Origin of the sequence: Alistipes muris (genome assembly GCF_943193205.1) — a bacterium.
Classification (GTDB): domain Bacteria; phylum Bacteroidota; class Bacteroidia; order Bacteroidales; family Rikenellaceae; genus Alistipes; species Alistipes muris.
On record NZ_CALPDD010000007.1, the window covers coordinates 86,119 to 101,033 of the forward strand.

General features: G+C 56.5%; 16 protein-coding genes and 2 pseudogenes. 11 read left to right on the forward strand and 7 right to left on the reverse strand.

The window, feature by feature from the left end; translation table 11 throughout:
- Positions 1 to 80 precede the first annotated feature (80 nt).
- The 7 genes and pseudogenes from NFR47_RS05465 to NFR47_RS05495 all read right to left on the reverse strand — a co-directional run bounded on the left by NFR47_RS05465 (position 81) and on the right by NFR47_RS05495 (position 6,147).
- Positions 81 to 1,004, reverse strand: a complete 924-nt coding sequence (locus NFR47_RS05465; RefSeq protein ID WP_251214563.1) for a GLPGLI family protein — start codon at positions 1,002 to 1,004, stop codon at positions 81 to 83.
- A 55-nt stretch (positions 1,005 to 1,059) separates the two neighbouring features.
- Positions 1,060 to 1,248: pseudogene (locus NFR47_RS05470) on the reverse strand (TIGR04149 family rSAM-modified RiPP); the annotation flags it as partial.
- A gap of 232 nt (positions 1,249 to 1,480) precedes the next feature.
- Positions 1,481 to 1,846, reverse strand: coding sequence for a hypothetical protein (locus tag NFR47_RS05475; RefSeq protein WP_251214565.1), 366 nt, complete (start codon positions 1,844 to 1,846; stop codon positions 1,481 to 1,483).
- Between the two features lie 229 nt (positions 1,847 to 2,075).
- Positions 2,076 to 3,647 (reverse strand): hypothetical protein, encoded by a 1,572-nt coding sequence (locus NFR47_RS05480; protein ID WP_251214566.1) that lies wholly within the window; start codon positions 3,645 to 3,647, stop codon positions 2,076 to 2,078.
- Positions 3,648 to 3,811: 164 nt separating this feature from the next.
- Positions 3,812 to 4,392: pseudogene (locus tag NFR47_RS05485) on the reverse strand (PRTRC system ThiF family protein); the annotation flags it as partial.
- 130 nt (positions 4,393 to 4,522) lie between these two features.
- Positions 4,523 to 5,761, reverse strand: a complete 1,239-nt coding sequence (mobB, locus tag NFR47_RS05490) for a conjugal transfer protein MobB (RefSeq protein ID WP_251214567.1) — start codon at positions 5,759 to 5,761, stop codon at positions 4,523 to 4,525.
- Positions 5,755 to 6,147 (reverse strand): MobC family plasmid mobilization relaxosome protein, encoded by a 393-nt coding sequence (locus NFR47_RS05495; protein WP_251214568.1) that lies wholly within the window; start codon positions 6,145 to 6,147, stop codon positions 5,755 to 5,757. Before NFR47_RS05495 ends, mobB begins: the two co-directional genes overlap by 7 nt.
- A 643-nt stretch (positions 6,148 to 6,790) precedes the next feature.
- On the opposite strand from NFR47_RS05495, the gene NFR47_RS05500 reads away from it, so the two are divergent.
- The 11 genes from NFR47_RS05500 to traK all read left to right on the forward strand — a co-directional run bounded on the left by NFR47_RS05500 (position 6,791) and on the right by traK (position 14,908).
- Complete coding sequence (locus tag NFR47_RS05500) at positions 6,791 to 7,582, forward strand: ParA family protein (protein WP_251214569.1); 792 nt, start codon at positions 6,791 to 6,793, stop codon at positions 7,580 to 7,582.
- Entirely contained in the window at positions 7,575 to 7,985 is a 411-nt protein-coding gene (locus tag NFR47_RS05505) for a DUF3408 domain-containing protein (RefSeq protein ID WP_251214570.1), read from the forward strand. Before NFR47_RS05500 ends, NFR47_RS05505 begins: the two co-directional genes overlap by 8 nt.
- Positions 7,986 to 7,998: 13 nt before the next feature.
- Positions 7,999 to 8,523, forward strand: coding sequence for a hypothetical protein (locus tag NFR47_RS05510; RefSeq protein WP_251214571.1), 525 nt, complete (start codon positions 7,999 to 8,001; stop codon positions 8,521 to 8,523).
- 144 nt (positions 8,524 to 8,667) lie between these two features.
- Positions 8,668 to 8,964 (forward strand): DUF4134 domain-containing protein, encoded by a 297-nt coding sequence (locus NFR47_RS05515; protein ID WP_251214572.1) that lies wholly within the window; start codon positions 8,668 to 8,670, stop codon positions 8,962 to 8,964.
- Positions 8,965 to 8,967: 3 nt separating this feature from the next.
- Positions 8,968 to 9,282 (forward strand): DUF4133 domain-containing protein, encoded by a 315-nt coding sequence (locus tag NFR47_RS05520; protein WP_251214573.1) that lies wholly within the window; start codon positions 8,968 to 8,970, stop codon positions 9,280 to 9,282.
- Between the two features lie 4 nt (positions 9,283 to 9,286).
- Complete coding sequence (locus NFR47_RS05525) at positions 9,287 to 11,800, forward strand: TraG family conjugative transposon ATPase (protein ID WP_251214574.1); 2,514 nt, start codon at positions 9,287 to 9,289, stop codon at positions 11,798 to 11,800.
- Positions 11,797 to 12,156 (forward strand): hypothetical protein, encoded by a 360-nt coding sequence (locus NFR47_RS05530; RefSeq protein ID WP_251214575.1) that lies wholly within the window; start codon positions 11,797 to 11,799, stop codon positions 12,154 to 12,156. Before NFR47_RS05525 ends, NFR47_RS05530 begins: the two co-directional genes overlap by 4 nt.
- 4 nt (positions 12,157 to 12,160) lie before the next feature.
- Entirely contained in the window at positions 12,161 to 12,586 is a 426-nt protein-coding gene (locus tag NFR47_RS05535; protein ID WP_251214576.1) for a hypothetical protein, read from the forward strand.
- Between the two features lie 5 nt (positions 12,587 to 12,591).
- The gene (locus NFR47_RS05540; RefSeq protein ID WP_251214577.1) at positions 12,592 to 13,221 is read left to right on the forward strand and encodes a DUF4141 domain-containing protein; all 630 of its coding nucleotides are present in this window, start codon (positions 12,592 to 12,594) and stop codon (positions 13,219 to 13,221) included.
- Positions 13,222 to 14,277, forward strand: a complete 1,056-nt coding sequence (gene traJ, locus NFR47_RS05545; protein ID WP_251214578.1) for a conjugative transposon protein TraJ — start codon at positions 13,222 to 13,224, stop codon at positions 14,275 to 14,277.
- Between the two features lie 7 nt (positions 14,278 to 14,284).
- The gene (traK, locus tag NFR47_RS05550) at positions 14,285 to 14,908 is read left to right on the forward strand and encodes a conjugative transposon protein TraK (RefSeq protein ID WP_251214579.1); all 624 of its coding nucleotides are present in this window, start codon (positions 14,285 to 14,287) and stop codon (positions 14,906 to 14,908) included.
- Positions 14,909 to 14,915: the final 7 nt, after the last annotated feature.

Consider the following 14,915-nt stretch of genomic DNA (forward strand, 5'->3'; position numbering starts at 1 on the left):
AGGGGTACGATACGGACCTGCACATGGAGTGCCCCGCAGACGAGCAGCGACTATAAAAACAACCCGGCACGCATCATACGCTATTCCAGTTCGAGAGGGTTGTAGGGAATCGTCCAATCATTGGTCAGCTGCCTGGCGCCTTTCGTGTAAAACAGATGTCTTCCATTGTCACCTAACACGGCTAAAGGAGAATCGTGGAGCCGCTGCATGTACTTGCGCCACTCGTTCCGACGCAACACCCGCGACTTCACCCGATAGAAAACAAGGGGTCGGGTCGGCTGCGAAAGTTGGTGGAACTCCCACACATAATCGCCCTGCGAATCCTCGGCGCGGAGCAATAACCCAGGCAAGTCGAGAAATTTCCACGGTCCGGCGTTGAAAGGCAGCTCGGGTGCGAACCACACTTTCCATTCCCGCCCGCGAAATACCGCCTTGGCAGTCATACACGCGTAACCCGCAATGGAATCCGACTCGGGAAGCAGCTGCCACTCCCACTGCGGACGATGTTCGCTGTATTCCAGACTCAGATTGCGATGCTGGTAATCATGGCAACGCTCGGTTAAAACGCCGTTTGCAAGATCGACCCAAATCTCGCTGTTGAACTCCTTCTTGCCGGCCATCGAATCGATGGCGAGCTCCTCGGCCGTATATTGCTCCCGATTATCACGGCCCGGAGACGAACTGCCCCGGATGAGTCCGGCTGCCACCTTCATGGCGATGTCGTCGGTCAATTGCAGGCGAGGACTGTAATATTTCGTATGGCGGACGCCCACTTCCAGCATCATGACATAATCCTGGCACTGCTCCCCCTGCCTGCAACGGAAGTTGTAGACGACTTCGACACGCGCCGTATCGACGGTATCCCTGATCGCCTTATCCCAGAAGAATATATATAGTTCGGAAGGATCGCTCAACACCGTAATGCCCGAAATCTGCCCGGGGTCGATCTGGGCAAAGACCGGCAATCCGAACAACAGCAAAATAATGGTAAGAATGGATTTCATGGAATTGTGATTTTTTGCATCCGCCTGTTGTTGTCAACAGGCGGATGCAAATTTATCATGCAGGGACACAAGACATTCTTATTGTTTCTTCTCGTATTGCGATTTGAACAATTTGTTCCCTTGTAAAGTAGTTGGAATTTCCATTTCCCCATGTGCAGTAAAAAAGCTCCATACCGCCCTTCACGTTGTTCATTTCCTTTTTCGAGAGCTGCTGTGCAGCGAAATTCTTCATCGATTTCATAGTTGTAAGTTTTTGTTGTTTTTCAAGTTTTTAATTTCGTTCGGACTTTTGCTTCTCGACGGATATTCCGGAACCGCCGTTTTCATTATCGCACTGCGATTCTGAAAAGATTTGCTACCTTTGCGATGCCTTTCTACGATTTTGTTGGACATGTGAGTTCTCAGGCTCGGTTCGGCTTCCTCGCGGGAAGGCTTTTTATTTGCTACGGCCGGCAAAGCCATAGTTGAATACACTTCTATAATGTGAAATTGCCATAAAAAGATCTGTCGGAATCCGTTTCTATCTCTATCACATAATCACCCGGATTACCTGAGATGATTATCTCTATAGAGCTATTTCCCATCTCGAACCACTGTTCGCCGGTCGAAATATTGATGATCATTGCAGTAAATGAAATATCATCCTCGGGAAATTCAACCACGACCGAGTTGCTGAAACCATGGTACCAACAGACAGGTAACAATACTACACTACGGGGGCCTAACTTTCTTGTTTTGTCTTGAACTATAATGCTTCTGTCGCCCTGTTTTTCATCGCCTTGCACAGTTCGAGAAGTTGCAATGCCCATTATCAGGCAAATTGCGAGAATAATTTTTTTCATTAGGGTTGCATTTAATTTACTATACTACAAAAGTACAAGACAATAAAGTATAAAGACTAAAAAATGGGCTAAAAAATTCTATCATTGTTCAGATGTAATATTTTGAAAATAAATAAATTACGCATGCGATAGATGTCGATTTTCTATCACATGCGTAACGTGTTGATTATTAGATACCTTTTCCTTTACGGGGAAGGGTATCTTGATAGATACACTGAATATCAGAAGTTTATCTGATGTTTTGCAGAAATATTTCTTTGGATGCTGCTGCGGAATTACCAATCAGCATTTTCAGACGGGATTTTCGGTTATAGACATTATCTATTTTTGTCTGCATGAAAATGCTGATGGCGCGGTATGAAAACCCGGCACAAAGATAACAGAACAAGTCGTAGTCCGCCATTTTTATCTCCGGTATCTGCGCTCGGATTTTCTTCAAAATGTCCTCGTTGCAAAGATTCACAATCCGTTCCAATTCGCTCTTCGTCTGTTTGTCGGTGCCTAAATTCTGAATCGCCCGTTTGACCTCATTATAAATCGCGATTTGCTCGTTCGGAGTATCCCGACGCTCGTAATAGGTGCAGCCCAAGCTGTCTATAAGCTCAAACTTTTCATGGAAAAGCTGTGTGACCAAGTGAGACATCTCGGTGTTCTTGCTCTGCAATACATCTTGAATATCGCTCGCGATATTCATATATCGTTCTATTTCTGTATTCTTCCGTTGAATGCGTCTGTACAGCCAAAAAATTACTGCTCCTGCAAAAAGACAGATAGATAGGATAACAATGATTCCCAAGCGATGGTTCGCTTTCAACTTATACGTAGCGGCATCGGCTCGGCTGCGGAAATGGTCTCGCTGAGTAGTAATTACTGATTGCTGGAGCATTTGCCGAGATACTGTAATCTGAAAATCATTGCAATATTCCAATGCGTTGAGTGCTTTTTGCGGATTATTGCGTATTTTCTCGATCCAATATATCCGAAGCGAAATCTTAGCGCTGTCAGCCGACGTGGCGGCCGAATGCCATGCTTCATTCAAACAGAAGTCCACGCTGTCCGTCTTATTCTCTTGAACATAGCAATGTGCGAGAGTAGACCAATCCGAATGATCTATCGGCAACATTAACCTGTTTTTTATCGCCAATATGGACTCTTTAGCTTTTCGATAATCTCGTATGATTTCATGACATAAGGCATAGCTACTCAGGCATGCTCCCCACAACGCAGTATCACATCGCTCCTGAGCTAAAACGATGGTTTGTTCCAAAAGTTCTTTTTCTTTAGTTCTATCGGATGCGTTGCCATATGCGATTCCCAATGCCAATAAAGCATAATCTTTATGCAATGATGCGTCTGCCTGGCAAAAACAATCGTAGGCTTTTTGTGCATATTTCAACTCTTCCGCGGTGTTGTATGTATCATTATATATATCGGAAATATTCCGATATATCAGACCGCAATAAAGATAATCTCCTGCATGAAGAGCATATTCTTCGGCTTGCAGAAATGAAATAATGGCATTTTGGTAGGCGTGGGCATTATATTGCACCCGGCCGAGATAGTAATATGCAAGCATCTTTTCCCTCTCGGTTCCATGCTCTTGATAATAGTTGATTGCTACGAGAATCAAGGAATCGTTCGTCTTGTCAAAATAGTTTTTATCGAGAGCCTGTGAATAAAGCAGAGCGTATTTTGCCTTGTCTTTCCTACGCGATAAATTGTCGGGATCGATCTGCTCCAGAATATTTAATGAGCTATCAGGCTTTTCCTGCATCAGAACTTCGGCCTGATTCAGCGCCATCTCCGAAGCCGTATTGCACCCATAAAAGAGACATAGTAATATTACGAGATAAAGATATTTCATCATTTCCTACAAGAATCGAATTTATACAAAAATAATATTTTTTGTACAAAGGCCGATACATCCGATTACATTTTATCGTTATAAGGTTCATAATGGAATCCTTATACCAAAACCGGATTGACTTTTAGAGTATCAAGATTCAAATATGCACCTCGGTGTTCGATCATGCCGTTCCGGAACATTTTCCAAAGTATGTTGCAGCCCAGCTGTGCCAATGTCGAATTGATGAAAAGGTCTTGTTTTTCCAGTGCTTCGGCCAACGAGCAGCTCGGTCCCGAATCTTCGGCTTTCACCCGAGCATGGTCGGTGTATTCGGTAATGACCGGAAGCGCGGCAACCGGTTCGTATTTTTCGGAGTGCGGTTGTTTGATCTTTCGGGAGATCGTTCCCAGCAGTACTTGACCGAATGTCTGACCGTTCCCGAAATCCATCCAGTAGAGGGGCTTCTGCCGGTCGTAAAGGCTCATTTCGCGAGCTTGTTTAAGTATTTTCCACAAGGCGAGCCGGGATTTCGTATTATCCGTACAGGTAATAAATATGTTCGCCATATCGTCGCTTCCCGTTTCTCCTACCAGAGAGGGATAGCAGTGCGGTTCTGCCGTCCAGTCGTTCCCGAAAAATTGTTGACACGGGAGATAAGACATTGCGCCTTGTTGAGCCCGATTTCGGATTCGGAATAAACAGCTGAAAGCTATCTATATGTAATTCTCTTTATCTCAAAAAGCATATCTTATTCACAAGGATAACAATTCGGGACGAGTTCGAGACAATGATTCTCAAAAATCGCCTGTCTAATACAGGAGGTTAATATGTTAAGGAGCTTGGATTTTACGAAAACTGTTTTTTCTCTTCTTTTTCTTTCTCCGTTGCTCCAGTTGGCGCTCCTCATTGACTTGCATGTCGAACAGCTCCAGTATCTCCCGGGCGGGGTGCGAGGCCGGGTAGGCCTCCTGCCACGAGCGTGCCTCGGGCCGTCTCGACGGGTCCATAGCCAACTGCTGCGACCGCCCGTAAAGCGCGTTGAAGACGTTCGCCGCGTAGAGCTTTCCGAGCGCCGAGCCGTTGGCGACGATGCCGCTGCGGTGGTCCACGAACGTCACGCCGTAGATGCGGCCCGTCGGATTGGTCCGAAATACGGCGTCGACGCCCTTCTCGCGCAGATGCCGGCAGAAGGAGTCTTTCGACCATGACGTCAGGACGGTGTTGCGCACCTTGCTCCGCAGCTCGTCCAAGGCGCCCGGCTCGCGCAGCGTCTCTTTCGAGCGGGCATAGTACCGCTGCAAGGCTTCATATCCCACGTCCCGTCCGATGCGGCTCGACTTGATGGGCTTGCCGCGGCCGTAGCCGTCGTCGCCCCGCGCGCCGTAGACGATGCCCGCATAGTCGCGGCCCTCGATCGTCCCGGTCATCTCCACGACCTGCATGTTGTACAGCTCCAGCAGCGTCCTAAATTCCCCGAACGATGCGCACCGGTATCGTTTCAGGCACTCCCGCACCGAGGACTGAATCTGCTGCTTGATATTGCCCGCCTTGTAGTCCACTTTCCGCAGTTCGTTCGCCGCGTCCTGCTCCTGTCCCGGCACGACGGGATGCAGTCCGTATTTGCATTCCAGATCGCGCAGAATCGTCATCGAACGCTCTCTTTCGTGCGAATCCCGAATTTTGCGCCCCGCCGCGTCGATGCGCAGCGAGACGATGTGCAGGTGCTCGCGGTGGATGTCCTTGTGCTTGAAAACGATGTAGGGCTGCCGCCCGTAGCCCATCCGCTCCATATACTCGGCGGCAACCTCCCGGAGCTGTTCATCGGTCAGCCGGTCCTCCGGCGCGGGGTTGAGCGAGGTGTGGAAAACGGTGTTCGTCGTGCGCCGGTTGGCTTTGAGGTAAGGCATGATACTCTCCATGCAGGCCTCCATGTCGAGCCGGCTGTCGTCCGCCAGCGGCGGCAGCATGCCCTGCGTAAAGAGCACTTCGGCGTCGCCCCGGTCGACCTTCTCTTTGTTGTAGTAGAGCGCGCCGCCGACCGTCGCGCCCGAGCGGATGTTGGCTACCACTGCTTCGCCAACCGTTTGGCAAGGTCCAGAATCTCTACGCTCAGGGCCTTCAGTTCGCTCGTCCGTTGCTCCAGCGCAGCAATCTGCCGAGGTATGGTTGCCGACGAAAAGTGCGTGTTGATGGCCTTGACCACTTGGTTGTAGTTGTTGCCGATGCGCTGGAATTGGTAGTAAAAGTCGTTCAGCCGGGCCACGAACTCCGTCTTCGAGGGGTCGCGTCTGACCACCGTAAAGGCTTCGCCGAAGATGCGGCGGGCGATAAAGCGGCTGCGGTTCTCCTCCGATCCGGCCTCGGTAAGCATCCGCCCGAATTGCAGGTTCTGTTCTTCGTTCAGGCGGAAGGAGTACTTGTAGCTCCGCGGCTTGGTTTCATCTCTTTTTCCCATTATCATCATCAATCAAAAAGTGGCGCGACTCGGGAGCGCCGCAACGGCCCCGCAGGGCGAGCGTTTTTGTCGGACAAACGGCAGTTTGTCGGACAAAAACACAGCTCGCTACCGTCGGGCGACGGTATGGATCGGACACAAAACAATCCTCCGAAATTCTTCAAAATCGGCTTTCCGAAATCAAGGGTTTCTCCCCGTCGATGGTTGCCGCTGCGTTGCGACGCGGCAGGGCGATGCGGGTCGTGTACCGTCGTGAGGGCGAGCTGCGCTCCGGGTGCAATATTACGACGATTCCGGGAGGTGCAAAAGCCCGCCGAACGGCCATAGACGGCCCGGAGCGGACATGGATTACAGCGGGTTGAAATGGGCCCTATCTTGCGGCATGCAAACCGACAGACCGATATTTCAATCGGCGTTCATGCGAATCTATGCGGATGCAAAGAATGGTTTGTTGGTATATGTAAACCAACGAATATATATACCGGCAAACCAATACACCGATAAATATCCAAACCACCCGACCGATATATCAGCCAATACCCGAAGAAATACACCTGCGAATCCGTTAACCGACAAATGTATCCGTATGGAAACGGCGACGTAGACCGGTATAGCGATCAATCATTCATTAAACCTGTCTGTTATGGAATCGAACAACAAACAACCCAACGTGCCTGTGCGCATCGCCGTCTGCAACCAGAAGGGCGGTGTCGGCAAATCGACCTTCACGACCCTGCTCGCCAGCCACCTGCACTACTCGCTGGGGCGCGACGTGCTGGTCGTGGACTGCGACTACCCGCAGTGGAGCATCCACGCCCAACGCGAACGGGAACTCGCGGCCGTGGAGCAGAGCGACTACTACAAGCTGATGATGGTGCGGCAGTTCCGGCAGACGGGCCGCAAGCTCTGGCCCGTGGTGCGGTGCATGCCTGCCGATGCCGGGACGGAGGTCGGCCGCTTTCTGAGCAGCAGCGGCTACCGGCCGTCGATCATCCTCTACGACCTGCCGGGCACGGTCAATGCCGAAGGCGTCATCGGCAGCCTCTCGTCGCTCGACCGGCTGTTCGTGCCGATGAAGGCCGACAAGGTGGTTATGGAGAGCACGCTGTCGTTCGCGCGGACGCTTCACCTCACGCTGGTGCAAAACGGCGCCGTGCGACTTGCGGGGGTGCATCTGTTCTGGACGATGATCGACCGCCGGGAGCGCACGCCGCTCTACGGGCAATACGAGGAGGTGATCCGTCAGCTGGGCTTGCCGCTTATGTGGACCCATGTGCCGTATCGGTCGAAGTTCAACAAGGAGCTGCTGGCGGACGGCACGGGCGTCGGCCGCTCGACGTTGCTGGCTCCCGAACGCTCCTTCGCCGCCGATGCGCAGCTCGACGCCCTCGCCTCGGAGATACTCTCGATTCTGAACATGACCGACAATGGTTAAAAAGCAGAATCCCCGCATCGACGAGGAGCTGGTGCGGCAGATGATCGGCGGGCAGGCCCCGCTGACGGAGAACGTGGTCGTGGACACGGACGCCGAGCCGCAGCCCGAGGATGCTCCGCCACCGGAGGCCGCATCGGCCGCGGAGCCGCGCCGACGCCGGGCACCCTTGCCCGACTTCAAGAAGACCTTTCTCTTGCCGCAGGACAATACCCGCACGAGCCGGTCGTCGATATACGTCAGCGCCCATATCAAGCGAATGATCACCGAGGTAGTGAAGAAGATCGGACAAGAGCATATGACGGTTACAGCCTACGTGGACAACATTCTGCGGCATCATCTGGAACTCTACAAGGACGACATCAACCGCATCCACAAGGAGCAGAACTCGAAAAACATCATCTGAAAAACGAAAAGCCATGACCGCATTCATCATCATCGCCGCGTGCCTGGTCTGCCTCGACCGTATGTTCTTCAAAGGGCAGCTACTGTCGATCTTCATCGACGGGGCGCAGGCCTTTCTCTGCCGCAGGGGCCGCCCGTCGGCAACGGACCGCGCGGAACCTGCCGAAGCCATGCCCCCGCCCGCGCTGGTCATCACGCGCCGCTATGCGAACGGCCCTAAGCGGCCGGCGGCGGCCGGCGGGAAACAATCCGTCGAAGGGGCCGCTATATTTGCACGGCAAGCCCGTTCGGAGCCGCAGATGAAGGGTTGGAGCGATCTTGTCGTGCACCCCGCCATCGGCGAGGAGGGCGAAATGATCGAACCCGAAGAGCCGGCATCTTACCCGGCGGAGCCTCCGACCTCAAAGGCTGAGCTGCGCGACCCGGAGGTGGTCTCGCTGCTCGGCACGCTGGAGGAGGGCGAGCGGCTCCTGACGGGCGACGCAACGCAGGAAGAGATGCGCGCGATCGAGAATTTCGACATGCGCAATTACGTATAAATCCGAAAACACCGCAACGCATGAGATGGGATAACGAATACGGCTGATGCAGCCGCACATACGAACGACGTTACAGCCGGCCGCAGCTTCTTTCGGAAAGCAGCCTGCGGCCCTTTTCATACCCTTATCCAAACCAACTACGACATGAAAAAGAAAATCGTTCCGAGCCTCGCGGCGCTCTTCGCCGCGCTCTCCGCCTCAGCGCAGGGCAATGGCATGGCCGGGATCAACGAGGCGACCAATATGGTCACCTCCTATTTCGACCCCATCACGAAGCTGGCTTACGCCGTTGCTGCCGTGCTGGGCCTTATCGGCGGTATTAAAGTTTATTCGAAGTTCTCGTCGGGCGACCCGGACGTCTCGAAGACCGCTGCGGGGTGGTTCTTCGCCTGCATCTTTCTGGTGGTCGCCGCCACGGTCTTACGCTCGTTCTTCCTCTGACGTATGGCCGAGTATCGGATCAACAAGGGCGTGGGCCGGCAGGTCGAGTTCAAGGGCCTCACGGCGCAATATCTGTTTCTCTTCGTCGGCGGGCTGGTCGGCGTGTTCCTGCTCTTCGTCGTCATGTATATGAGCGGCGTGTCGCAGACGGCCTGCATCCTCCTGGCCGCGGTTGCCGGAACGGGCCTCGTCTGGGGCACGTTCTACCTGAACCGCACCTTCGGGCCGCACGGGCTGATGAAACTCCGGGCCTCGAAGCGGCACCCGCGCCGCATTATCCACCGCCGCAGCATCCGGCGTCTCATCCCGACACGCTAAGACCATGCGAGGACGATTGAAAACCTCTACGCTGGAGGCGAAGTTTCCGCTTCTGGCCGTCGAGCAGGACTGCATCCTGTCGAAAAACGCCGACCTCACGGTGGCGTTCCGCGTTACGCTGCCCGAGCTGTTCACCGTCACGGGCGCCGAGTACGAGGCGCTCCATGCCGCGTGGCTCAAGGCGCTGAAGGTGCTGCCGCCCCATACCGTCGTGCACAAGCAGGACCGCTTCACCGAGGAGCGCTACGCGCTCTCCGACGACGGGCGCGAGCGGAGCTTCCTCGACCGCTCTTTCGAGTGGCACTTCAACGAGCGGCCCTACCTGAAGCATACGTGCTGCCTGTTCGTCACGATGACCACCCGGGAGCAGCTGCGGCGCCAAAGCGATTTCTCGACCCTGTGTCGGGGCGTTATGCTTCCGAAGTCGATGCGCGATGGGGATGCCGTCGCGCGCTTCATGGACGCCGTAGGACAGATGGAGCGCATCCTGAATGATTCGGGGCTGCTGACCCTCGAACGGCTCACGGCGGACGAGATCGTCGGCACGAAAGAGGACGCGGGGCTGCTGGCCCGCTACTTCGCGCTGTCGGACGAGCGGCAGGCGGCCGTCAGCGAGGACATCCGCCTCGATGCGGGCGAGATGCGCATCGGCGACAAGTATCTGTGCCTGCATACGCTCTCCGATCTGGACTATCTGCCGCAGACGGTCGCCACGGATGCGCGCTACGAGCGGCTCTCAACCGACCGGAGCGACTGCCGGCTTTCGTTCGCCGCGCCGGCGGGGCTGCTGCTCGGCTGCTCCCACCTCTACAACCAGTATATCTTCATCGAGGATTCGGACGAGGTGCTGCGGCAGTTGGAGGCCACGGCGCGCAACATGACTTCGCTGTCTGCCTACTCGCGCGCGAACGCCATCAACCGGGAGTGGATCGACCTCTACCTGAACGAGGCGCACTCGCAGGGATTGCAGGCCGTGCGCTGCCACTGCAACGTGGTGGCGTGGTCGGAAGACCGAGCGGAGCTGAAACGCATCCGCAACGAAGTCGGCGCGCAGTTGGCGATGATGGGCTGCACACCGCACCACAACACCGTCGACGTCCCGGTTCTGTTCTGGGCCGGCATCCCCGGCAACGAGGCCGACTTTCCCGCGGAGGAGACCTTCTACACCTTCCTCGACCACGCGCTGTGCTTCTTCTGCGAGGAGACCTCCTACCGTTCGTCGCTCTCGCCGTTCGGCATCCGCATGGTCGACCGCCTGTCGGGCATCCCGCTGCACCTGGACATCTCGGACCTTCCGATGAAGCGGGGCATCATCACCAACCGCAACAAGTTCGTGCTGGGGCCGTCGGGCAGCGGCAAGTCGTTTTTTACCAACCACCTCGTTAGGCAGTACTACGAGCAGGGGGCGCATATCGTGCTCGTTGACACGGGCAACTCCTATCAGGGGCTGTGCAGCCTGATCCACCGCAGGACGAAGGGCGAGGACGGCGTTTACTTTACATACACGGAGGATAACCCCATCGCATTCAATCCCTTCTACACGGAGGATGGGGTGTACGACATCGAAAAGCGGGAGTCGATCAAGACACTGATTCTGACCCTGTGGAAGCGCGACGACGAAGCCCCGACGCGCTCGGAGGAGGTGGCGCTGTCGAATGCCGTGAACCTCTACCTTTCGAAGCTCAAGGCCGACCCGGGGATCGCGCCGTCGTTCGATACGTTCTACGAGTTCGTCGGGAGCGATTACCGGAAGCTGCTCCGGCAGAAGCGCGTGCGGGAGAAGGATTTCGATCTGGAAAACTTCCTGAACGTCCTCGAACCCTACTACCAGGACGGGGAGTACGGCTATCTGCTCAACTCGGCCAAGCAGTTAGACTTGTTGCAGAAGCGCTTCATCGTCTTCGAGTTGGACAACATCGCCGACAACAAGGTGCTCTATCCCGTGGTGACGATCATTATCATGGAGACCTTCATCAATAAGATGCGCCGATTGAAGGGCGTCCGCAAGGTGCTGCTGCTGGAGGAGGCGTGGAAGGCAATCGCCAAAGAGGGCATGGCCGGCTATGTGAAGTACCTCTTCAAGACCGTCCGCAAGTATTTTGGCGAGGCGGTGGTCGTCACGCAGGAGGTCGACGACATCATCTCGTCGCCCGTCGTCAAGGAGTCGATCATCAACAACGCCGACTGCAAGATCCTGCTGGACCAGCGCAAGTACGCCAACAAGTTCGACCAGATTCAGACGCTGCTGGGCCTGACCGAAAAGGAGAAGTCGCAGATTCTCTCCATCAACCTCTCGAACGACCCCTCGCGCCGCTACAAGGAGGTGTGGATAGGTCTGGGCGGCGTGCAGTCGGCGGTCTACGCCACGGAGGTCTCGGCCGAAGAGTATCTGTGCTACACGACCGAGGAGACGGAGAAGATGCAGGTCATGGCGCGTGCCGAGCAGCTGGGCGGCGACATCGAGGCGGCGATCCGGCAGTTGGCCCGCGAGCGTGAAACCGACACCGTGCGACGATGAAGAAGCTGCTGAAGACCCTGACGGTCGCATTGGTGCTCATCGCCGCGCCCTTCGTCGTGTGGCGGCTGTGCGACGACCCCGAGCGGCGCAAGATCGAACCCCTCGTCGGGTGGTGGCGCGCCACGGCGCCCGACGGCGCGCTGCTGCGGATATTTCCGGCGGAGGAGGGCTACCGCATCACCGTCCGGCGCCCGGACGGCCCGCGCCGCGGTCGAACCTACCGCCTGCGCTACGCGTTCTGCATCCACTACACGGACGATGCGGGAGCGCGCATAGATCTCTTTTACACCCCCGCGGCGGATGCCTTGCTGCTGATGCCGGGCGGGCGAACCTTTACCCGAATCACCGAAACCTGAAATCATGAACGATAACAAAACCACCCCCGGCAGTGCCGTCGCGGCTCTGCAACGGGAGATCAAGACCCGCACGGAGGTCGTGCGAGCCATCGTCGACCTCGAAGAACAGCTCGACGTCGACCGCATCTGCGGCTCGTGGCTCTCGACGGAGAACCGGTTCTCGGCCGTCATCCGGCGCCTCGGGTCCGGCATGTGGCGGGCCGTCGTCTACGACCACGCGCTCTGCTACAAGCGCGTGGTGCAGGAGGGCCTCGTGACCCTGCGCCGTCACCGGCTCTGGCTGGGCGCCGACGAGGGCAGCCGAATCGTCTACGACGCGGCGAGCGACACGCTCACGATCGGCTGCTACGGGCGCTTCGTCGCCGAAGATACGATTGCCGCGCCCGATGACGAGGCCATCCCGGTCGACGAGTATCCCTTCAACGAATAGAGACCATGAACCGAAGAATCATTCCGCTGCTGGCCGTGCTGCTCGTCTGGGCAGGCGCGGCCCGCGCGCAGTGGGTCGTCTCGGACCCCTCGAACCTCGCACAAGGTATCGTCAACTCCACCCAGCAGATCGCCGAGGCCGCCAAGAACGGGCAGACGATGTTGCAGAGTTTTCAGGAGACGGTCAAAATCTACGAGCAGTCGAAGAAGTACTACGACGCGCTGAAAGCCGTGAGCAACCTCGTTCGCAATGCCCGCAAGGTCCAGCGGTGCATCCTGCTCGTAGGCGAGATTTCCGATATCTACATGGACGGCTACCGCCGGATGCTCGCCGACGAGAACTTCTCGCCCGCGGAACTCGGCGCCATCGCCGTCGGATACGCCAAGATCATCGAGGACGCCGCGGGCGCCCTGCGCGAGTTGCAGGACATCGTGAACCCCACGGACCTGAGCCTCACGGACAAGGACCGCATCGACGTGGTGGAGCGGGTTTACGGCGTGCTGCGCGGACACCGCGACCTGGCGCGTTACTACACGCGCAAGCAGATTTCGATCTCCCTGCTGCGCTCGCGCGAGCGGGGCAACGTCGACCGCATTCTCTCGCTCTACGGTACTGAAGAACAGCGCTACTGGTAAATGGTACAGATGCTTTCCGTGGCGGACAATCTACATCGGATTCTCCGCCTGCTCTACGAGGAGATGCTCGTGCTGTGCCAGCCGATGACCTCCGTAGCGTCGTCCATCGCCGGCATCGGGGCGCTGCTCTACATCGCCTACCGGGTCTGGCAGTCGCTGGCGGCGGCCGAACCCATCGACCTCTTTCCGCTGCTGCGGCCCTTCGCCATCGGGCTGTGCATCTTGTTCTTCCAGCCGCTGGTGCTTGGCACGCTCAACGGCATCCTCTCGCCGCTGGTGCAGGCCACGCATTCGCTCATGGTCGGACAGACGCTCGACATGGAGGCCTGGCAGAGACAGCGGCAAGACCTCGAAGCGCAGAGCCGCGACCGCTTTCCCGCCGACTCCTACTACGCCGAGGACGAGGAGATGGAGCGGCGGCTCGGCGAGCTGGGCATGGACGACGCGACGCAGACGACGCTCGACAACATGAACCGCGAGCGGTCGTCGTGGTCGGTAAAGGGGATGCTGCTGAAAGCCGTGGCATGGCTCCTGGAGCTGCTCTTCTCGGCCGCGGGGGTGATTCTCGACGTGCTGCGCACTTTCTATCTCATCGTCCTGTCGATCCTCGGACCGATCGCCTTCGCCATCTCGGTTTTCGACGGCTTCCAGAATACGCTGGTGCAGTGGATCTCGAAGTATATCTCCATCTATCTGTGGCTGCCTATCGCCGACCTCTTCTCGGCCATCATCGCACGCTTGCAGACGCTCGCCCTCAGGCACGACGCCGAGCTGATGGCGCAGGATTACAGCTACTACTTCGATGCGAGCAACTCGATCTATCTGGTCTTCATGCTGGTCGGCATATGCGGTTTTTTCTGCATCCCCTCCATTTCCACATGGATCGTGCAGGCCAACGGTTTCTCGGCCTACAACAGAACCGTGGCGCAGTTCTCCTCCATCCTCAGCGGCGGCGCGGGAGCCGTGGCCGGCCGTGCGTGGGCCGGAACGAAAGAAGCGGCAGGCGCCGCAGGCAGCAGTCTGTCGAAAGCGGTGAAACTCATTCTTAAAAAATAGACCTCTTATGGAATTCAAGTGTTTGAAAAACATCGAAACCTCGTTCCGGCAGCTGCGGCTCTACTGCTTCGTCTTCGCCGGCATCTGCGCCGCGGTGACGGTCGTGTCGGTCGTCCTCTCGTACCGCTTCGCCGAGCGGCAGCGGCAGAAGATCTATGTGCTGGACAACGGGCGCTCGCTCATGGTGGCCCTCTCGCAGGACCTGGCGCAGAACCGCCCCGTGGAGGCGCGCGAGCACGTGCGGCGCTTTCACGAGCTTTTCTTCACCCTCTCGCCCGACAAGGCGGCCATCGAATCCAACATCGGCCGCGCGCTGCTGATGGCCGACCGCAGCGCCTTGTCCTACTACAAGGTCTTACAGGAGAAAGGGTTCTTTAACCGACTGATTGCGGGCAACATCTCGCAGATGGTCAAGGTCGACAGCATCGTGTGCGACTTCGGCAAGTACCCCTACGACGTGAGGACCTACGCCCGGCAGCGCATCCTGCGCGAGAGCAACGTCACCGAGCGGACGCTCATCACGACCTGCCGCCTGGTCAACACCGTGCGCTCGGACAACAACCCGCAAGGCTTCATGGTCGAGGAGCTGAACATCGTCGAGAACCGCGACATCGCGACCTTCGACCGCTAAAAAACGA